This is a genomic window from Nocardioides abyssi (assembly GCF_030412915.1).
GTDB lineage: Bacteria > Actinomycetota > Actinomycetes > Propionibacteriales > Nocardioidaceae > Nocardioides > Nocardioides abyssi.
The window spans coordinates 215306-235006 of record NZ_JAUHJR010000006.1 but is presented as its reverse complement, the minus strand read 5'-3'; the positions used below and the strand labels follow the sequence as shown (position 1 = coordinate 235006).

The 19701-nt window shown below is 73.7% G+C and carries 17 protein-coding genes; 8 read left to right on the top strand and 9 right to left on the bottom strand.

Annotated elements, in window-relative coordinates; translation table 11 throughout:
- From QWY29_RS15140 to rplM, 3 genes are all read right to left on the bottom strand, one after another.
- Positions 1–957: phosphohexomutase domain-containing protein (locus QWY29_RS15140; RefSeq protein WP_300961845.1), on the bottom strand; the 957-nt coding region annotated here is incomplete at its 3' end.
- A gap of 8 nt (positions 958–965) precedes the next feature.
- Positions 966–1475 (bottom strand): 30S ribosomal protein S9, encoded by a 510-nt coding sequence (gene rpsI / locus QWY29_RS15135; protein WP_300961844.1) that lies wholly within the window; start codon positions 1473–1475, stop codon positions 966–968.
- A gap of 36 nt (positions 1476–1511) precedes the next feature.
- On the bottom strand, positions 1512–1955 hold the full coding sequence (rplM, locus tag QWY29_RS15130) for a 50S ribosomal protein L13 (RefSeq protein WP_300961843.1): 444 nt from the start codon (positions 1953–1955) through the stop codon (positions 1512–1514).
- A 289-nt stretch (positions 1956–2244) separates the two neighbouring features.
- On the opposite strand from rplM, the gene QWY29_RS15125 reads away from it, so the two are divergent.
- Both QWY29_RS15125 and QWY29_RS15120 read left to right on the top strand, forming a co-directional pair.
- Entirely contained in the window at positions 2245–3534 is a 1290-nt protein-coding gene (locus QWY29_RS15125; RefSeq protein WP_300961842.1) for a citrate synthase, read from the top strand.
- Entirely contained in the window at positions 3525–4232 is a 708-nt protein-coding gene (locus QWY29_RS15120; RefSeq protein WP_300961841.1) for an HAD family hydrolase, read from the top strand. The genes QWY29_RS15125 and QWY29_RS15120 overlap by 10 nt, the downstream gene beginning before the upstream one ends.
- Positions 4233–4344: 112 nt before the next feature.
- On the opposite strand, the gene QWY29_RS15115 is transcribed toward QWY29_RS15120, so the two are convergent.
- The gene (locus QWY29_RS15115; RefSeq protein ID WP_300961840.1) at positions 4345–6879 is read right to left on the bottom strand and encodes a choice-of-anchor A family protein; all 2535 of its coding nucleotides are present in this window, start codon (positions 6877–6879) and stop codon (positions 4345–4347) included.
- Positions 6880–7021: 142 nt separating this feature from the next.
- A complete protein-coding gene (locus QWY29_RS15110; protein ID WP_300961839.1) occupies positions 7022–8638 on the bottom strand; it encodes a long-chain-fatty-acid--CoA ligase in 1617 nt (538 codons plus the stop codon).
- A 101-nt stretch (positions 8639–8739) separates the two neighbouring features.
- Between QWY29_RS15110 and QWY29_RS15105 the strand changes: the two genes are divergently transcribed.
- On the top strand, positions 8740–10074 hold the full coding sequence (locus tag QWY29_RS15105) for a S1C family serine protease (protein WP_300961838.1): 1335 nt from the start codon (positions 8740–8742) through the stop codon (positions 10072–10074).
- 7 nt (positions 10075–10081) lie between these two features.
- On the opposite strand, the gene QWY29_RS15100 is transcribed toward QWY29_RS15105, so the two are convergent.
- A complete protein-coding gene (locus QWY29_RS15100) occupies positions 10082–11164 on the bottom strand; it encodes a GNAT family N-acetyltransferase (RefSeq protein ID WP_300961837.1) in 1083 nt (360 codons plus the stop codon).
- A complete protein-coding gene (locus tag QWY29_RS15095; RefSeq protein WP_300961836.1) occupies positions 11161–12858 on the bottom strand; it encodes an ABC-F family ATP-binding cassette domain-containing protein in 1698 nt (565 codons plus the stop codon). The genes QWY29_RS15100 and QWY29_RS15095 overlap by 4 nt, the downstream gene beginning before the upstream one ends.
- 84 nt (positions 12859–12942) lie before the next feature.
- On the opposite strand from QWY29_RS15095, the gene QWY29_RS15090 reads away from it, so the two are divergent.
- The gene (locus QWY29_RS15090) at positions 12943–14112 is read left to right on the top strand and encodes an alpha/beta hydrolase family protein (protein ID WP_300961835.1); all 1170 of its coding nucleotides are present in this window, start codon (positions 12943–12945) and stop codon (positions 14110–14112) included.
- A 21-nt stretch (positions 14113–14133) separates the two neighbouring features.
- On the opposite strand, the gene QWY29_RS15085 is transcribed toward QWY29_RS15090, so the two are convergent.
- On the bottom strand, positions 14134–15117 hold the full coding sequence (locus QWY29_RS15085) for a hypothetical protein (protein ID WP_300961834.1): 984 nt from the start codon (positions 15115–15117) through the stop codon (positions 14134–14136).
- Positions 15114–15629 (bottom strand): SigE family RNA polymerase sigma factor, encoded by a 516-nt coding sequence (locus QWY29_RS15080; protein WP_300961833.1) that lies wholly within the window; start codon positions 15627–15629, stop codon positions 15114–15116. Before QWY29_RS15080 ends, QWY29_RS15085 begins: the two co-directional genes overlap by 4 nt.
- Positions 15630–15750: 121 nt before the next feature.
- On the opposite strand from QWY29_RS15080, the gene QWY29_RS15075 reads away from it, so the two are divergent.
- From QWY29_RS15075 to QWY29_RS15060, 4 genes are all read left to right on the top strand, one after another.
- Positions 15751–16713, top strand: a complete 963-nt coding sequence (locus QWY29_RS15075) for a phosphatase PAP2 family protein (RefSeq protein WP_300961832.1) — start codon at positions 15751–15753, stop codon at positions 16711–16713.
- 30 nt (positions 16714–16743) lie between these two features.
- Positions 16744–17895, top strand: a complete 1152-nt coding sequence (locus QWY29_RS15070; RefSeq protein ID WP_300961831.1) for an acyl-CoA dehydrogenase family protein — start codon at positions 16744–16746, stop codon at positions 17893–17895.
- Between the two features lie 64 nt (positions 17896–17959).
- Entirely contained in the window at positions 17960–18907 is a 948-nt protein-coding gene (gene lipP1, locus QWY29_RS15065) for a LipP1 family hormone-sensitive lipase (protein ID WP_300961830.1), read from the top strand.
- A gap of 1 nt (position 18908) precedes the next feature.
- A complete protein-coding gene (locus QWY29_RS15060; RefSeq protein ID WP_300961829.1) occupies positions 18909–19373 on the top strand; it encodes a hypothetical protein in 465 nt (154 codons plus the stop codon).
- Positions 19374–19701 lie beyond the last annotated feature (328 nt).

The window sequence follows — 19701 nt, the reverse complement described above, 5'->3', positions numbered from 1 at the left end:
GTGGTGGGCGTTCATCTCCTCGAGCACGTAGCGGTCGCCGACCGCGGTCTGGCGCACCGCGACGCCGGCGTCGCGCATCGCGTTGACGAAGCCGAGGTTGCTCATCACGGTCGCCACGACGGTGTCGTCCTTGAGCTGGCCGGCCGCGCGCAGGCCGAGCGCGAGGATCGCGAGGATCTGGTCGCCGTCGACGACCTGGCCCGCCGCGTCGACCGCGAGGCAGCGGTCGGCGTCGCCGTCGAGCGCGAAGCCGGCGTCGGCACCGTGCTCGACCACGGCGGCCTGCAGGGGCCCGAGGTGGGTGGAGCCGACGCCGTCGTTGATGTTGAGCCCGTCGGGCGAGGCGTTGATCGCGACGACGGTCGCGCCGGCGGCCTCGAGGGCGCGGGGGCCCGCGACCGAGGCGGCACCGTGGGCGCAGTCGAGCACGACCTTCAGCCCGCGCAGCGGCTGCACGGTGGCGACCAGGTGGTCGACGTACTCCTCGATGGGGGTGGCGTACGGCGTCACCCGGCCGACGTCGCCGCCGACGGGGGGCTGCCACGGCTGGCCCATGAGCGACTCGATCTCGCGCTCGAGCGCGTCGTCGAGCTTGACGCCGCCGCGGGCGAGGAACTTGATGCCGTTGTCGGGCATCGGGTTGTGCGAGGCGCTGATGACCACGCCGACGTCCGCGCCGAGCGCGTCGGTCAGGTGGGCCACCCCGGGCGTCGGCACGACCCGGACGCGGACCACGTCGACGCCCGCCGAGGCGAGCCCGGCGACGACGGCGTGCTCGAGGAACTGCCCCGAGATGCGGGTGTCGCGGCCGACGACGGCCAGCGGGCGGGACCCGGTGTACTCGCCGTGGTCGACGAGCACCCGGGCAGCACAAACGGAGAGGTCCAGGGCCAGCGAAGCGGTGAGAACACCGTTCGCCTGGCCCCGGACCCCGTCCGTGCCGAACAGACGACCCACGTGGGACGTCAGCGCTTGCTGAACTGCGGCGCCTTGCGGGCCTTCTTCAGACCGGCCTTCTTGCGCTCGATGACGCGCGCGTCGCGGGTCAGGAGGCCCGCCTTCTTCAGCGTCGGGCGGTTGGCGTCGACGTCGATCGCGTTGAGGCAGCGGGACACGCCGAGGCGCAGCGCGCCGGCCTGCCCGGTGATGCCGCCGCCGTGGATGCGGGCGATGACGTCGAAGCGACCCTCGAGCTGCAGGGCAGCGAACGGCTCGTTCACGACCTGCTGGTGCAGCTTGTTCGGGAAGTAGGAGTCCAGGGTCCGGCCGTTCACGGTCCAGACGCCGGTGCCCGGCACGATGCGGACGCGGGCGACGGCCTCCTTGCGACGGCCGGTGGCCGCGCCGGGGGCGATGGTCGCGGGACGGGCCGGCGCGTCGGCGGACGGCGCGCTCTCCGAGCTGTAGGCGACGCCCTGCTCGTTGACCTCGTAGGTCTCCTCGACCTCGGTGTTGGTGTCGGTGGTCTCAGCCACGGTGATCCTCACTCAGACTTTCGGTAGGGCAGTCGATTACTGGGAGATCTGGGTGATCTCGAACGGGACGGCCTTCTGGGCCTGGTGCGGGTGGTTCGGGCCGCTGTAGACCTTGAGCTTCTTCAGCATCTGCCGACCAAGACGGTTCTTGGGGAGCATGCCCCAGACCGCCTTCTCGATGACCTTGCGGGCGTCCTTCTCGAGGAGCTCGCCGACCGGGGTGGCCGAGAGGCCGCCCGGGTAGCCGGAGTGGCGGTAGGCCATCTTGGTGGTCTTCTTGTTGCTCGACAGCGCGACCTTCTCGGCGTTGATGACGATGACGAAGTCACCGGTGTCAGCGTTCGGCGCGAAGATCGGCTTGTGCTTGCCGCGCAGGAGGTTGGCGGACTGCACGGCGAGACGACCCAGGACGATGTCGGTCGCGTCGATGACGTGCCACTCGCGCTGGATGTCAGCGGGCTTCGGGGCGTACGTACGCACGGCTGTGGGCTCTTTCGTTCGTGGTTCCCGCGGCGGTGGACCCGCGCGGGTGGTGCTGCTGCGGCTTCTGACGAACACGGCCCGGCTCGCCTCGACCCCCTCGCGGGAGGGTCGGCGTCCGGATCTGCACCCGTCCCGACAGAGGGGACGAGCGCGGCAGGAGTCGCGACCGGCAAGACTACGGCGGGGCGGCCCGGGGGGTCAAAACGCGGGCCGGCCGGCCCCTCGCCGTACCGCGTCGCGGGACACCGGGTTAACGCGGCTCCCGTCCCCGGTCTAGGTTGGTGACGTGACTGACTCTCTCACCGTCCGCGACAACCGCACCGGACAGGAGTACGACGTCCCGATCACCGACGGCGCCATCAAGGCCGCGGACCTCGGGAAGATCAAGTCCGGGGAGGATGCTCCGGGCCTGGCCGTCTACGACCCCGGCTTCGTCAACACCGCCTCGTGCCGCAGCTCCGTCACCTACATCGATGGTGACCAGGGGATCCTGGAGTACCGCGGGTACCCGATCGAGCAGCTGGCCGAGAAGTCGAACTTCCTCGAGGTGGCCTACCTGCTCATCCACGGGTCGCTGCCCGACAAGGCACAGTACGACGCGTGGGTGCACGAGATCACCTACCACACGTTCGTGCACGAGAACGTGAAGACGTTCATGCAGGGCTTCCGCTACGACGCGCACCCGATGGGGATGCTGATGGCGTCGGTGGGGGCCCTGTCGACGTTCTACCCCGACGCGCGCAACATCTCCGACGCCGACAACCGCCACATGCAGATCGTGCGGATGATCGCGAAGATGCCGACCCTCGGCGCCTGGTCGTTCCGCCACGCGCAGGGCAAGCCGTACGTCTACCCCGACAACGACCTCGGCTACACCGCCAACTTCCTCTCGATGCTGTTCAAGATGAGCGAGTCGAAGTACGAGGCCGACGAGCGTCTCGTCAAGGCCCTCGACGTGCTGTTCATCCTGCACGCCGACCACGAGCAGAACGCCTCGACCAACGCGGTGCGCTCGGTGGGCTCGACCCAGGTCGACCCCTACTCCGCGGTCGCGGCCGGCGTGGGCGCGCTCTACGGCCCGCTGCACGGTGGCGCCAACGAGGCCGTCCTCCGGATGCTCCGCCGCATCGGTGGCAAGGAGAACATCCCCGCCTTCATCGAGGGCGTGAAGAACGGCAACGAGCGGCTCATGGGCTTCGGCCACCGGGTCTACAAGAACTACGACCCGCGTGCCCGGATCATCAAGAAGGCCGCCACCGACGTCTTCGAGGTCACCGGCACCAACCCGCTGCTCGACATCGCGCTGGAGCTGGAGAAGATCGCGCTCGAGGACGAGTACTTCGTCAAGCGCAAGCTCTACCCCAACGTCGACTTCTACTCCGGCCTGATCTACGAGGCCTTCCAGTTCCCGCCGGAGATGTTCACCGTCCTCTTCGCGATCGGCCGCACCCCGGGCTGGCTGGCCCAGTGGCTGGAGCTGACCCAGGACAAGGACCAGAAGATCGCGCGTCCGAAGCAGATCTACACCGGCGACCGGGGCCTCACCTTCACCCCGGCCTCCGAGCGGTGGGCCTGACCCAGGACCCGGACCCGATCACGACCCCGGACGGCTCGCCGTCCGGGGTCGTGCGCGTCCGGGGCACGGTCGAGGGCGCGGTCAAGGGCTCGGTCGAGGGTGTCGTCTGGGACTTCGGCAACGTCCTCATCGACTGGGACCCGCTCGCCGCGATCGCGGCCGGCGTGGGCGAGGACGAGGCGCGCCGGTTCCTGACCGCGACCGACTTCGACTTCCTGGCGTGGAACCACGGCCCCGACTCGGGCGGCGCGTGGGAGGACGCCGAGGCGGAGGTACGTCGCACGCACCCGCACTGGCTCGAGCACGCGCTGGCGTACCGCGCGAACTTCGCGGCCTCCCTGCTCGGCGAGGTGCCTGGCACCGCCGACCTGGTCCGTGAGCTGCGCACCGCGGGCGTGCCGCAGTGGGGCCTGACCAACTGGTCCGACGAGCTCTACCCGCACGCCCCCCAGCGCTTCGAGGTGGTCTCCCTCCTCGACGGGGTGGTCGTCTCCGGCACCGAGGGCGTCGCCAAGCCCGACCGGCGCGCCTACGAGCTGGTCGCCGAGCGGATGGGCCTGCCGCTGACCGCGCTCGCCTTCGTCGACGACCGTGCCTCCAACATCGAGGCCGCCTCGGCCCTGGGCATGGCCGCCGTGCTCTTCACCGGCGCCGACGACACCCGCGCCCGGCTGCGCGCCCTCGGCCTGCCCGTCTGACCTGGACGGGGTAGTAACGGTCGAGAACGTCCGTCGTCGGGGTGGTCACGGACGTTTCCGACCGTTACTACCCCGACGACCGGGGCCTGGCGACCGGGGCCTGGCGACGGGGTCAGCGCAGGCGGACGGTACGCCGCGTGGCCGGCCCGCGGGTGGGGTCGACGACGGCGGTGACCCGGCCGGCGCGGAGGACGGCCGTGCGACCCGCCTTGGTGAGCGTGACGCGCGCGCTGACGACCCCGCCGGGGCGCAGCGAGACCTTCGCGCGGCCGAGCGCCTTGCCGCCGGACCGGAGCACCACCCGGGCGCTGCCGGGCATCGACGAGACCACCGGCAGCGTGACCGTCCGGCCCGCGAGCCCGGCGGCCGCGGCGGGCACCGCGGTGGTGCTGCCGGGCGTCACCGACACCGTGGCCGTCGCGCTGTTGTTGGTCGGGTCGGCGTCGACCGAGGTCGAGGTGACCGTGGCGGTGTTGGCGACCACGACCGGCTGGGCGTGCCCGCGGACCTCCGGGCCGGGCCGGTCGGCCAGGCACTCGAGGTCGACGACGGCCTGGACCGGCGCGCCGGTGGTGTTGAGCAGCCGGAACGCCCGTGCCTTGAGCCGCGGGTCGTTGCCGAGGTGGACGACACCGGGCGGCAGCGACCAGGTGGCGGTGATGCCCTTGGCGTCGTCGGCGCAGATGACCTGCTCCTCGACCACCTGGCCCGGCGGGAGCGTGACGGTGCGGACGACGTGGTCGAGCCGCAGCGCGTGGGTGTGCCCGTCGACCGAGGCGACCTCGCGGCGCAGGCAGCGCAGCGACAGCTCGACGGTGGCGGGGTCGGTCACGTCGAAGGTGAACCGCCAGGAGGTGCCACCCGCGGCCACGGGCTCCGAGCCCGACCAGCGGGCGGCGCCGCCGGCGAGGGCGAAGCCGGGCACGACCGGAGCTGTGCCGGCGGGACAGGCGAGCGTGGCGGTCTGCCGACCGGTGCCCCACACCTGGGTGCTGGTGACGGGCTCCGGGTCGAGCGACAACGCGTGGCGGTGGCCCTCGGTGACCTCGGTGCTGCCGGGCAGGCAGACGGCGAACGCCTTGGCCTGCGCGCGGCCCGTCGCCTCGTTGCGCAGCACGACCTTCCATGAGCCGGTGCCGGTCGACTGCGAGCGCAGCACGCGCACGTCGGTCAGCTCGCCGGTGCCCTGATCGACGTGGTCGACGCGCACCTGGCCGTCGCTGAGCAGGGCGTCGGGCGCGGCGCAGGCGACGTTGACCGTGCGGGTCTCCCCCGGCTCGAGGTCGACGTGGACCTCCTGCTTGGTCGGGGTCAGCTCGTGCAGCAGCCAGCGGTCCGCGGGCGCGCCGGCCCCGGCGACGGGGTCGACGGTGACGGGCACGTCCCACGACGCGCTCGCGCCTACAGCGAGGGTGCCGGCGGTGCAGGTGAGCACGCGGGCGAGGACGGTGCACCCGGTCGGCGGCGCGACCAGGGTGACCCCGGCCGGGAGCGCGTCGGTGACGGTGACGCCCGTGGCGGCTGCGGCTCCCACGTTGCGCGCGGTGAGCCGGTAGGTCAGCGCGTCACCACCCCGCGGGGTCGTCGACGACGCGGTCTTGGTGACCGTCACGTCCGAGCGCACCGGCGGGTCCACCGGCGGGTCCACCGGCGGGTCGACCGGGGTGGTCGGGGTGGGGGTCGGCGTCGGCGTGGTCGGCGGCGTGGTCGGCGGCAGGCAGACCGTGTGAGGCAGCATCGCCACGTGGGTCTCGTTGGGCGAGCGGAACGACTTCGCGATGGTCTGGCCGATGAGGACGCCGAGCTGGACGACGACGTCGGCTCGGGGTGCGAGCACGTGCCCACCGAAGTCCGAGCCCACGTCGAACGTCAGCGACGTCGCCTCGGGGAAGTTCCAGATGAACGGGCCTCGCGCCTGCACCCCCTGGGTGGTCGGCTGGGCGCCGCCCGGGGTGAGGGTCATCTTGCTGGTGACCCGCACCGAGGTGCCGCGGACGTTGACCAGGACCGCGGCGCCCGTCGGCACGTCGTACGCGATGGTCTTGGCCTCGGTGAGGTCGGCCTGGGTGAGGCTGAAGACGTTGAGCTTCGGGTCCGTGCCCCGCAGCTCGATCACCCGGTTGACCTCGTCCGCGCCGGCCCGCACCGCGGCGCCTGTGGCGGGCGCGGCGCCCCACCGGGTGGAGCGCTCGCGCAGCTCGGCGAACGCCGTGGGGAAGTCGATCGGGTTCGTGGAGAGGTAGGCACCGCCGCTGTTGTGGTTCACGCCGGTCTTGGGGACGACGAACGCGCTCCCCTTCTGCAGGTTGAACCACTCCCCGTGGGTCCCGGCGACGACCAGCGTCGGGGTCGTTGCCGAGACGGTCAGGTCCGAGCCGATGGACATCCCGGTGGGGAGGTTCCCGCCGTAGGCGACCGATCCCTCGGACTCCGAGGTCCGGTGGCCGTCACCCTGGACGAACTCCGTCCAGCCGGTCGCCTTGCCGAAGGCGTGCGTGGTCTCGACGCACGGGGTGCCGGTCCAGGTGCCGCCGCCGGGGGCGGCACCCGCCGCTCCACCGGTCGCCAGCGCGCCGAGCGGCACCGCCAGTCCCACGACGGCCCCGGCCACCGCGGTGGCCACCCAACCCTGCATGCGTGCGCGCATGACGACACCACTCCCCCGTTTGTCCTGCTCGTCGGGCTCAGCCCTCTCGGGCACCGTGGCAGGCGGGGAGTGGTGTCGTGGCGCTTGTGGGGCGACTGTTACCGGCCTGTGGCGGGTCCGGTGCGGGGGCGTTCCCCTGCGGTCAGTTCACGCCGCGGGAGCGCCCGTCCCAGTAGGGCGCACGTAGCTCGCGCTTCAGGATCTTGCCCGTGGGGTTGCGCGGGAGCGCCTCGAGCACGTCGACGCTGCGGGGGCACTTGTAGTGCGCGAGGTGCTCGCGGCAGTAGGCGATGATCTCCTCCTCGGTCGCCGACGCGTCCGGCTTCAGCGCCACGACCGCCTTGACCGACTCGCCCCAGGTGTCGTCCGGGATGCCGATGATCGCGACCTCCATGACCGCCGGGTGCTCGGCGAGGACCCGCTCGACCTCGGGGCTGTAGATGTTCTCGCCGCCGCTGATGATCATGTCCTTGAGCCGGTCCTCGACGAAGAGGTAGCCGTCCTCGTCGAGCTTGCCCATGTCGCCGGTGCGGAACCAGCCGTCCTCGACGACCACCTCCGCGGTCGCCTCCGGCTTGTTGAGGAAGCCCTTCATCAGCTGCGGGGTCCGCAGCCAGATCTCGCCGTGCGTGCCGACCGGGAGGTCCTCCAGCGTGGCCGGGTCGACGATCCGGATCTCGACCCCCGGCACGGCCTTGCCGGCCGACACGAGCCGCTCGGGGTGGCCGGAGGCCTCCGCGGTGCGGTGGTCCTCGGGCATCAGGTGGGTGGCGACGCCCGCCACCTCGGTGAGGCCGTAGACCTGCATGAAGTCGGTGTCGGGCCAGGCCGCCATCGCCGCACGCAGCAGCGGCGGGGGCATCGGGGCCGCGCCGTAGGTGTAGGTCTTCAGCGCGCCGAACAGCTTGACCGCGTCCTCGCCGGACTGCAGCACCTGCGCGAGCACCGCCGGCACCAGGAAGGTCCGGTTGGCGCCGGCGAGGATCGCGCCGGCCAGCGACATCCCGTCGGGGTCGCGGGTCATCACGCTCGGGATGCCGTCGTGGAGGCCGAAGAGGACGTACGACGAGCCGCCGACGTGGAAGAGCGGCATCGCGACCATCGACTTGTCACCGGGCTCGAAGCCCCAGCCGTCGTGGGCGTTGATCGTGTGGCTGACCATGTTGCGGTGGGTGAGCATGACGCCCTTGGGCCGTCCGGTCGTGCCGGAGGAGTACATCACCAGGCACACGTCGTCCGGCTCGACGTCGGGCTGCCGGTCGACCGGCGTCGCGTCGGCGAGCAGCGCCTCCCACGCGTCGCCGTCGGTGCCCTCGGGCGTCACCTCGACGACGTGCTCCACCTGCGGCAGCCGGTCGCGGATCGCCTCGACGGTCTCCATCAGCTCGCTGCCGACGACCAGCACCGTCGCTCCGGAGTCGTTGACGGCGTACTCGACCTCGTCGCCGGAGGAGCGCCAGTTGACGATCGCGTTCGCGGCGCCCAGCGAGCCGGCCGCCAGGGAGAGCTCGACGCAGGCCGGGTGGTTCTTGTCGAGGAACGCCACGACGTCCCCGCGCCCCACGCCGAGCTGCTGGAGGGCACCGGCCGCGCGGCGTACCCGCTCGTCCCACTGCGCCCAGGTCCAGGTGCGACCGAGGTAGGTCATCGCCTCGGCGTCGGGCGTGGTGCGCGCCCAGTGGGCGAGGCGGTCGTCGACGAAGACCGGCTCGGGGGCGGCCGTCGTGTCGGGGGCGGTCGGCGGTGCGGTGGCAGTCATGGCGCGATTGTGGTCCACATCACAAGCCCCGTCGAGCCCTTCTCGCCCGACCAACAGCCGCGTCTCAGGATCGTCACAGGCACCCTGGGCACCGTGGAGCCATGACCGAGGACGACCGCGACCCGCAGGACACCGCCCCGCTGCACGCCTACCCGGCCGGTCCCCCGCCGGCCGGCCCCCCGGCGGGGTGGGGCACCCCGTCCCCCGAGCCGTCCCCCGAGCCGTCGCCAGAGCCGGCGGCGGCCCGGCCGCAGCGCGGGCGGAAGGGCTTCGCGGCGGCCGTGCTCGCGGGGGCCCTCGTCGTGGGCGGCGGCGCGGGCGTCGGCGGCGCCGCGCTCTGGTCGGCGTACGACGACGACGGTGGCGCCGGCTCGGGCGGTCGCGGCGCGGCCACCGCGTCGCCGGTCGTCAGCACCTCCGACGACCCGGCACCGGAGGGGTCGGTGGAGCAGGTCGCCGCGGCGGTGCTGCCCTCGGTCGTGCAGATCGAGGTCCGCGGCGCGCAGGAGGCCGGCTCCGGCTCGGGCATCGTGCTCAGCTCGGACGGGCTGGTCCTCACCAACAACCACGTGATCGAGCTCGCGGCCGACGGGGGCCAGATCTCCGTGGCGTTCAGCGACGGCAGCCGGGCCGACGCCGAGATCCTCGGTCGCGACCCCCTGACCGACACCGCGGTCATCCAGGCCGAGGACGTCGAGGACCTCACCCCCGCCACGATCGGCGACTCGGGCGCGCTCGACGTGGGCGAGCAGGTCGTCGCCATCGGCTCGCCCTTCGGCCTCGAGTCGACGGTGACCAGCGGCATCGTCAGCGCCCTGGACCGGCCGGTCAACGTCGGCACCGACGACGAGCAGAACTCCACGACCTACCCCGCGATCCAGACCGACGCGGCGATCAACCCCGGCAACTCCGGCGGCCCGCTGGTCAACATGGCCGGCCAGGTCATCGGCATCAACTCCTCCATCCGCACCTCCTCCAGCGGGCTGGGCTCCGAGGGCGGGTCGATCGGCCTGGGCTTCGCGATCCCGATGGCGCCCGTGCTGCCGATCGTCGACCAGATGAAGGCCGGCGAGACCCCGACCCACGCCCGGCTCGGCATCACCGTCAGCGACCCGGGCGCTCCCCGCGCCCAGGGCCCCGGCGGACTCGAGGGCTTCCCGGGCCAGGAGCAGCCCGAGCAGGAGCAGCCCGAGACCCCGGACGTCCTCGGCGCCCAGGTGCAGGAGGTCACCGACGGCTCGACGGCCGGCAAGGCCGGCATCGAGGCCGGCGACGTGATCACCGCGGTCGACGACCGGGCCATCACCAGCGCGGACTCGCTGGTCGCGACCATCCGCTCCTACCGCCCCGGCGACGAGGTCACGGTGACCTTCGTCCGTGACGGCGACGAGCGGACCGTCGACCTCGAGCTGGACTCCGACGCCACCAGCAGCTGACCGGCGCTCAGCCGCGCGGCTCGAGGACCTTCTGGAACTCCCCGAGCCGCGCGACCGGCTCGAAGCCGAGCAGCTCGTTGACGGCGATCATGTGGTCGTTGACCTCGGCGTTGTAGGTCAGCACCTGGGTGACGTCGGGCCGCCGCTCCTGCAGCAGCCGCAGGGTGGCGACCTTGACCGCGACGCCCAGCCGGTGGCCGCGGTGGGCCCGGCGCACGAGCGTGCCCCACTGGTAGGCCCGGCCGGGCTCGTGGACGGTGGTGACCAGCTCGCTGTAGGCCACCACGGCACCATCCGCGTCGAGGGCGACCGTCGCGTGGCTCGTGCGGCCCTGGCGCTCGAGCAGCTCCTCGCGCTCGCGGACCACCCGCGGGTCGGCGCTCTCCGGCTCGAGGTCGAGCTCGCCGGTCGGCGCCTCGGTCATCAACGAGGCGGTGAGCTCCGCCCACCCCACGAGCAGCTCCTCGGGGACCGGCCCGACCCACGACCGCAGGGTGTACGCCGCGTGGTGCCCGGCGGCCTCGCCGGCCAGCCGGTCGAGCAGGTCGGTGGCCACCGGCAGCCGCAGCCGCCGCTGCACGTCGCCCAGCCCGAACACGTAGCCGCGGGCCCGGGCGAGCTCGGGGCCCGGCACACCGTCGCCGGCCGGTCCGGCGGCGTACGGGTAGGCCGTCTCGGTGGCGAGGATCCGGCGGCCGCGCTCGCGGGCGACCTGCTCGAGGTGGGCCAGCAGGGCCGACCCGTGGCCCCGGCGCCGGTGCGTGGGCAGCACGTGCACGGTCAGCTCGGCACGGTCGAGGTTGTCCAGCAGCGGGATGCGCATCCACCCCGCCGCGACGACGGGCGCGTCCGGCCCGTCGCCGAGCACCCCCGCCCAGGCGCCCTGCCACGAGCCGGAGCCGGGTCGCTGCATCATCGCCCGGACCTCCGCCAGCTGCCACGGCGTGGCGAGGTCGCCCAGGTCGTGCGCCTCGGCCGCGGCGTACACCTGGTGCCAGGCGGCGAGGGCGGCGTCGTCGAACGGGTCGACCTCGACCACCCGCAGCGGCGGCTCCTGCCCCGGGTCCTGCGCGCGCTCCGGGGAGGTCATCGCGACCGCGCCACCCGTCCCTCGTCCCAGACCGGGCCGTCGGACTCGTAGACCTCGCCGTCGGCGCCGTAGACGAGGAACCGGTCGAAGCCGCGGGCGAACCACCGGTCGTGGGTCACCGCGAGCACCGTCCCGTCGAACGCCGCGAGCCCCTCCTCCAGCGCCTCGGCGCTCTGCACGTCGAGGTTGTCGGTGGGCTCGTCGAGCAGCAGCAGGGTCGCGCCGGACAGCTCGAGCAGCAGGATCTGGAAGCGCGCCTGCTGGCCGCCGCTGAGCGACTCGAAGGTCTGCTCGCCCGACGCGCTCAGCTCGTAGCGGTCGAGCACGCGCGCGGCCTGCTCGCGGCCCATCCCCTGCCGGCCGTCGGGGTGGCCGTCGCCGCGGTGCAGGACCTCCAGCAGCGTCCGCCCGATGAGCTCGGGGTGCTCGTGGGTCTGCACGAACCAGCCGGGCCGCACCCGCGCACCCAGCTTGGCCTTGCCGGTGTGCGCGACCGGCGCGATCGCCACCTCCCCGACGGGCCGGTGCTCGACGTCGGGGTCGCTGCCGCCGGCGGCGAGCAGCCGCAGGAAGTGGGACTTGCCCGAGCCGTTCGAGCCGAGCACGGCCACCCGCTCGCCGTACCAGACCTCGAGGTCGAAGGGGCGCATCAGGCCGGTCAGCTCCAGCTGCTCGCACACCACCGCGCGCTTGCCGGTCCGGCCACCACGCAGCCGCATCGAGACCTGCTGCTCGCGGGGCTGCTCGGTCGGCGGGCCGGCCTCCTCGAACTTGCGCAGCCGGGTCTGCGCGGCGCGGTACTGGCTCGACATCCCGTCGTTGTACTCCGCCTTGATCTTCAGCCGGAGCACGAGCGCCTTGAGCTTGGCGTGCTCCTCGTCCCAGCGCTTGCGCATCTCCTCGAACCGCTCGAAGCGGTCGGTGCGCGCCTGGTGGTAGGAGGCGAAGCCGCCCGGGTGGGTCCACACCGAGTTGCCGACGCCCGGACCGCCGCCGGCCAGCTCGACGGTGACGACCCGGGTCGCGGTGTTGTTCAGCAGCTCGCGGTCGTGGCTGATCATCAGCACGGTCTTGTCCGACTCGCGGATCCGCTCCTCGAGCCAGATCTTGCCGGGCACGTCGAGGTAGTTGTCGGGCTCGTCGAGCAGCAGCACCTGGTCGGGGCCGCGCAGCAGGAACTCCAGGGCGAGACGCTTCTGCTCCCCGCCCGAGAGCGTGGTCAGCTCGCGGTACTTCGCCCGGTCGTAGGGCAGGCCGAGCGCGGCGGTCGTGCACACGTCCCACGTGACCTCGACGTCGTAGCCGCCGGCGTCGGCGTACTCCCCCAGCGCGCCCGCGTAGGCCATCTGGGTCCGCTCGTCGTCGGTCTCCATCAGCGCGAGCTCGAGCCGGTCGACCTCGGCCGCGGCCTGGCGCACCCGCGGCGGAGAGACGCTCAGCAGCAGGTCGGCGACCGTCGTCGAGCCGTGCGCGACGTGCTGGCGCATGACGCCGAGGCCGCCGCTGCGCGTCACCACGCCCGCGTGCGGCTGCAGCTCGCCGATGACGATGCGCAGCAGCGTCGTCTTGCCCGCGCCGTTGGCGCCGACGAGGGCGACCTTCTGCCCCTCACCGACGCGGAACGACACGTCGTCGAGCAGCACCCGCCCGTCCGGCAGCTCGTAGCGCACCCCGGCGACGTCCACGTGTCCCACGACGGAGGATTCTCCGCCCTCGACGGCCGGGGAGCGACTCGTTTTGCCTGCGGAATGTCCGCGGGGCGCCCTACCGTGCGGGACGTGACCCGCCTCACCCGCGCGACGCGCGCCCTCCTGACGGCCGCCTCGGCCTCCGCCCTCGCCCTCGGCCTGCTGGCCGGGCCCGCTCCCGCCGCCCCGGCCGGCCCCGCGTCCGCCGCTGCCGACGAGACCGCCCCGAGCCCCACGGCGTACGCCGGCGACGGGCCGTACGGCGTCGGCCAGCGCTCCATGCGGCTGCCGACCGGTGCGCTGGTCGAGGTCTGGTACCCCACGCGTCCGGCCGACGTCGCGGGCAAGCCGGAGGGCACCTACGACGTCGTCGAGTACCTCCCGGCGTTCCTGAAGGGGCTCATCCCCGCGGGCGCGACCGTCACCCACCCCAGCGGCGGGGTGCGCCGCGCGCCGATCGCCAAGCGCGGCTTCCCGCTGGTGGTCTTCAGCCACGGCTTCGCCGGCTTCCGCCAGCAGTCGACCTTCCTCACCGCCGCGCTCGCGTCGTGGGGCTACGTCGTCGCCGCGCCCGACCACCGCAGCCGGACGATGACCACCGTGCTCGGCGGCAAGCCCGGCACGACCACCGACGTGCAGGACCTGCGGGACACGATCACGCTGCTCGGCACGAAGTCGCGGGCGAGGAAGAGCTGGCTGCACAAGCGGGTCGACATGACCCGCGTCGCCGCGGTCGGCCACTCCGCCGGCGGCCGAGCGGTCGAGAACCTCGCGGTCGCCGACCCCCGCGTGGACACCTGGGTCGGCATGGCCGGCGCTGCCACCGGCGCGCTCGACGAGGGCGCCACCGAGGTGCCCACCCAGCCGGGCCTGCTGCTCGTCGGCGGCGCCGACCAGATCGTCACCGCCGAGCGGATGGAGCAGGCGTACGTCGCGATGTCGGCGCCCAAGCGCATCGTGGTGCTCGGCGGCGCCGGCCACCTCGCCTTCAGCGACCTGTGCGAGGTCGGCGACGGCGCGGCCGGGCTGCTCTCGGTGGCCGACCTGCTCGGCTTCCCGATCCCGGCCAACCTGGTGCGGCTCGCCTCCGACGGCTGCATCGACCCCGAGCTGGCCTCCGTCGACGCCTGGCCGGCCATCCGCCACGTCGTCGTCGCCCAGGTCCGCTCGGTCCTCGGCCCCGACCAGGCGGCCCCCGCCCTCGACGGGCTCGTCGAGGCGTGGCCGGGCGTCGTCACCGACAGCCGCAGCGCCCAGTAGGTCCGCTCCGGCGCAGGCGGCTCAGCCGACCGTCCGGAGCCGGTCGGGCACCGGGACCCACTCCGTCACGCTGCCCGACCAGCCCGGCGACAGCGCCCAGCGCATGACGTCCCGGGTGAGCTGCAGGTGGCGGCCGTCCACGAAGACGCCACGGTCCGAGCAGGGCAGACCGGAGTACTCCACCCGCGCCGGGCCGTCCGGCAGGCCGAGCACGACCGACTCGCCGGGCGCGTTCGCGCAGTCGTTCATCGCGCCCCGGCCCGGCGCGGCGGCGACAGCCGCGGCTGCAGCCGCGGCGTCCGCCTCGGCGAGCAGCTCGCTCTGCACGAGCTGCCCGTCGGCGTCGTACCGGCAGACCGAGCCGCCGTCCTCCGGCCAGGCGAAGCCCTCGGGCGGCAGGTCTCGGACCACCGGGCAGCCGTTCGGGTCGGGGTCGAGGGCGACCCGGATCGAGTCGAGCACCTCGTCGACCGTCTCCTCGTCGGTCGCGCGCACCTCCACCCGCACGCCGGCCTGGGTCTGCTGGCCGACCCAGTCCCCCTCGACGAGCCGCGGCGCGTCGTAGGAGTCGGCGTCGCCGGCCTCCGTCAGGCGCACGCCGAGCCCGGGCCGTCCGCAGCCGATGAGCTCCACGATCGTGTCGGGCCGCTCGACGCGGGGCGAGCGGTCGCCCCCGTACGCGCACCACGACGACAGGCCACCGTGCTCCCAGTCGGCCGGGACCTGCAGGCTCACCTGGTGGTAGCTCTCCACCCGCATGCCCGGCGCGACGGCGGGACGGTCCAGCACCGTGGGGACGTCCGACCCGCCGTCCCCGCCGGTCGCGGCGAGCACGCCGAGCGGGAGCGCCACGGCGGCGACCACGCCGGCGGCCACGGCCGCGAGCGTCGTACGCCGCCTCCTCCGCGCGCGTCCCCGGGCTGCCGACGCCAGGCCGGTCGCGTCCGGCGCCCGCTCCGCACCGGCCACCAGCGCCTCGTGCAGCTCCTCCTCGAACCGGTTCACCGCTCCTCCTCCCGCTCGCCCAGCTCCACCCGCAGCGCCGCCAGCCCGCGGGAGACCCGCGAGCGCACCGATCCCTCGCGCACGCCGGTCAGCGCCGCGATCTCGGCGTACTCCAGCTGCTCGTAGTAGCGGAGCACCACCGCCGTCCGCTGCGCCTCGGGGAGCGCGCGACAGGCCCGCCACAGCCGGTCCCGCTCGCCGGCCAGCCCCGCGTCGGCGGCCGGCGCGGCCCCCGTCGGACGGACCTCCTCGACGGGCGACTCGCGCCGGCGGAACCGTCGCCACCACGACACGTGCGCGTTGACGACCATCCGCCGGACGTAGGCGTCGGGGTCGTCGACGCGGCTGATCCGCTCCCACCGCGGCAGCGCACGCGACAGCGCGTCCTGCACGACGTCCTCCGCGTCGGCCCGCTCCCCGGTCAGCGTGTAGGCCAGCCGCAGCAGCGCCGGTCCGCGCGCGGCCACCCACGCGTCGAAGTCGGGCACGCCCGGCACGTCCGACCTCGTCACGTCACCACCCTGCCGCACCAGCACCGCCATGCCCCACAGACGCTCGATGCACCGGCGGTGTTGCACAGGTCCCACCGAAAGCCGGCGGCGCACGCCGAGACCCTTCTTTAGGATGAGGCGCGTGACCCAGGTCGAGGAGCAGGACGAGCGCTCCACGACCGACCCCGGGCCCGCGCCCGCCCGGCGCACGCGGCGAGGTGCCCGCATCGCGGCCATGACGGCGTACGCCGTGGCGCTGGTCCTGTGGTCGCGGCTGCTCGGCATCCCCAACGACACCGTCCAGGTCTTCCTGTGGCTGTGGCTGGCCACGATCGCCTGGAACGTGCAGGAGCCCGCACGCCACCACCTGCAGTTCCTGCGGGACTGGTGGCCGCCGGTGGTCGGGCTGGTCATCTACTTCTACAGCCGCGGCCTCACCGACGAGCTCGGGCTGCCGGTGCACGTCACGATGCCGATCCGCGTCGACGAGTGGCTGGGCGGCGGGACGACCCCGACCGAGCACCTGCAGGCGGCCTGGTGCGGCAATCCGTGCACCCGCGACCTGCCGCCGCGGTGGTACGACGTGGCGCTGACGACCGTCTACGCCACCCACTTCGTCACCGGCCTGACGCTGGCCGCGGTGCTGTGGCTGCGCAGCCGGCCGGAGTGGGTGCGGTGGATGCGGCGCTACCTGGCGATCAACTTCGGCGCGCTCGTCGTCTACATCCTCTACCCGATGGCGCCGCCGTGGATGGCCTCGCGCGACGGGTTCATGGGTGACGTCACCCGGATCACCAGCCGCGGCTGGGCCGACCTCGGGCTGGGCCGGTTCGACCTGGTGCTGCAGGGCGTGGGCAACCCGGTGGCCGCGATGCCGTCGCTGCACGCGGGGATCGCGTTCCTCGTTGCCGGCTACGGGATCCTCCAGCTGCGCGCCCGCTGGCGGTGGCTGCTCGCGGCGTACCCCCTCGCGATGTCGCTCGCCCTCGTCTACTTCGCCGAGCACTACGTCATCGACGTCGTCGCCGGCGCCGCCCTCGCCGCGCTGGTGCTCGCCGGGTGCGGCTGGTGGGAGCGCCGCCAGGACCGCGCGCCGGTCACCTGACCGCCACCAGGCGCCGGGCAGGATGACCGCATGGACCTCAGCCTCACCGACGAGCAGGAGGGCTTCCGGGCCCTCGCCCGCGAGTTCCTCGAGCGCGAGGCCGTCCCGCACCGCATCGAGTGGGACCGCCGCGAGGCCGTCGACACCGCGATCGTGCCCGCGATGGGCGAGATCGGGTTCTTCGGGCTGACGATCCCCGAGGAGTACGGCGGTCTCGGCGGCGACTACCTCACCTACGTGCTCGCGATGGAGGAGCTCGGCCGGGCCGACTCCGCGCTGCGCGGCATCGTGTCGGTCTCCAACGGGCTGGTCGGCAAGTCGATCCTCGCCGCCGGCACCGAGGAGCAGAAGCAGGAGTGGCTGCCTCGCATCGCGTCCGGGGAGATCCTCGGCTGCTTCGGCCTCACCGAGCCCGACACCGGCTCCGACGCCGGCAACCTCACCTCCCGCGCGGTGCGCGACGGCGACGACTACGTCATCAACGGCCGCAAGCTGTTCATCACCAACGGCACCTGGGCGCAGGTCGCGCTGGTCTTCGCGCGCACCGGCGAGCCCGGGCCGCGCGGTGTCACGGCGTTCCTGGTGCCCACCGACACCCCCGGCTTCGAGGCCCGCGAGATCAAGGGGAAGCTCGGCCTGCGCGGCCAGGCGACCGCCGAGCTCTTCCTCGACGACGTCCGCGTGCCGGCCTCGGCCCGGCTCGGCGAGGAGGGGCAGGGCTTCAAGATCGCGATGACCACCCTCGACAAGGGCCGGGTCTCGGTGGCCGCCGGGTGCGTCGGCATCGTGCAGGGCTGCCTGGAGTCCTCGGTCGCCTACGCCACCACCCGCACCCAGTTCGGCCGGCCCATCGCGGGCTTCCAGCTGGTGCAGGACATGATCGCCGACATCTCCGTCGACGCCGACGCCGCGCGGCTGCTCGTGTGGCGGTGCGCCGACCTCATCGACCGCGGCGAGCCGTTCGGGATCGCCGCCTCCAAGGCGAAGCTCTTCGCCTCCGAGGCCGCCGTCCGCGCCGCCAACAACGCGATCCAGGTGCACGGCGGGTCGGGGTACGTCGACGAGTACCCGCCCGCGAAGTACCTCCGCGACGCCCGCGTGATGACCCTCTACGAAGGCACCAGCCAGGTGCAGAAGCTGCTCATCGGGCGCGCCGAGACCGGCATCAGCGCCTTCGTCTGACCCGTCCCTGCCCGACCCCGCCCGTCCGTCCCCGTCCCCGACCCGTCCCTCAGGAGGACCATCCGTGCCGACGATCGACCCCCAGCTCGACGTGCTGCTCCAGCTCATGGCCGGCTCCGGCAACCCGCCGATGCACGAGCAGACCCCCGAGGAGGCGCGGCGCGGCTTCCGGGTGCTCACCGTCGACCTGCGCGATCCCGCCGCGGTGCCCGAGGTGGCCTCGGTCGAGGACGTCACGGTCCCGGGCGGCGCGGGCGACCTCGCCGCGCGCGTCTACCGCCCGGCGGCCGACGGGCCGCTGCCGACGGTCGCGTTCTTCCACGGCGGCGGCTTCGTCATCGGCGACCTCGACACCCACGACCTGACCTGCCGCACCATCGCGACGCTGTGCGACGCCGTCGTCGTCTCGGTCGACTACCGCCTCGCCCCCGAGCACCCCTTCCCCGCCGCGGTGGACGACGCGCTCGCGGCGGCCCGCTGGGTCTCGGACTCCCTGGCCGACCTCGGCGGGGACGACCGGATCGCGGTGGCCGGCGACTCCGCCGGCGGCAACCTGTCCGCCGTCGTCGCCCAGGCGTTCCGCGACGAGGACCGTCCGCTCTCCGCCCAGCTGCTGGTCTACCCCGTCACCGACATGGGCGGCTCCTACCCCTCGCACACCGAGAACGCCGAGGGCTACTTCCTCGACCGACCGACCATGGACTGGTTCGGCGCGCAGTACGTCGGCGACCCCTCCGCCCTCGGCGACCCCCGGCTCTCCCCGCTGCACGGTCGCCTCGACGGCCTGGCCCCCGCCGTCGTCGTCACCGCGGAGCTCGACCCGCTCCGCGACGACGGCAACGCCTACGCCCGCGCGCTGGCCGATGCCGGCGTCCCGGTCGAGCACCGCACCTTCCCCGGGCTCATCCACGGGTTCGTCGACATGGGCCGCCACTCCACCGCCGCCCAGGCCGCGGTCGAGGAGACCTGCGCGTTGTTCCGAACCATGCTGCACGGCGGGGCGGGCCGCTGAGGTGGCCGCTGGACTCACGGGCCGCGACGTCGCGCTGGCCGTCGTGCCGGGCGCGCTCGGCCTGCTCGACCCCTCCACCCTCTCGCCACGAGCGCTGACGGCGTACCGCCTCGGGCTCACCGCCGCGAGCACCGCCGCCGCCGTCGACGGGCTGCGGGACGCCGACCTCGACGCACCACCCGCCGTCGGCTGGCTCAGCGCGGCCGTCGTCGGCGGGCTGACCTGGCGCACGATGCCGCGCTGGGAGCGCACCGACGTCGCGCTGCACCGGTGGCTCACCGCCCACGGCGTGCCGCGGTCGCGAGTCGTCGTCGCCGTGGCCTCGACCGCCGTGACGCTCGCGCTCGCCGCGTCCTCCCGACGGCGCGCGGAGGACGAGGCGTCGGACGTCAGCGCTCCAGGTCCCGGCACCCCGGGGTCCGGTCCGGAGAGTGGAACGCCAGGGTCTCCGCCGCCGCGCGGGTGAACTCCCGCCCGAGCACCGAGAACGTCACCTCCGGCCACCCGTCGATCCACGACGTCGTGCTGTGGTCGCAGCCGCGCGGGGCAACGTGCAGGGCGGAGGCGGCGGAGGCCGCTGACCGGCCTCGAGCTCCATCGTCCGCTCCGGCCGGTCGACCGTCCGCCGGTCGAGCAGGGAGGGCCGCCAGGCCCGACCGGTGTCGAGACCCGGCGAGAGACGCAGGGCGGCGGGGACGGTCACCGGGTCTCGTCGACGCTCGCTTGCGCTCGCTGCTCGACCAGCGGTGGCGGTCTCGTCGACGCTCGGTTTCGAGACAGGCGCCAGCGCGCCT

What these genes read in the sequence shown, in the direction of transcription:
- QWY29_RS15115 (WP_300961840.1), bottom strand. Translation starts at nt 6,879, where the DNA reads ATGCGCGCACGCATGCAGGGTTGGGTGGCCACCGCGGTGGCCGGGGCC.
- QWY29_RS15110 (WP_300961839.1), bottom strand. Translation starts at nt 8,638, where the DNA reads ATGACTGCCACCGCACCGCCGACCGCCCCCGACACGACGGCCGCCCCC.
- QWY29_RS15105 (WP_300961838.1), top strand. Translation starts at nt 8,740, where the DNA reads ATGACCGAGGACGACCGCGACCCGCAGGACACCGCCCCGCTGCACGCC.
- QWY29_RS15100 (WP_300961837.1), bottom strand. Translation starts at nt 11,164, where the DNA reads ATGACCTCCCCGGAGCGCGCGCAGGACCCGGGGCAGGAGCCGCCGCTG.
- QWY29_RS15070 (WP_300961831.1), top strand. Translation starts at nt 16,744, where the DNA reads ATGGACCTCAGCCTCACCGACGAGCAGGAGGGCTTCCGGGCCCTCGCC.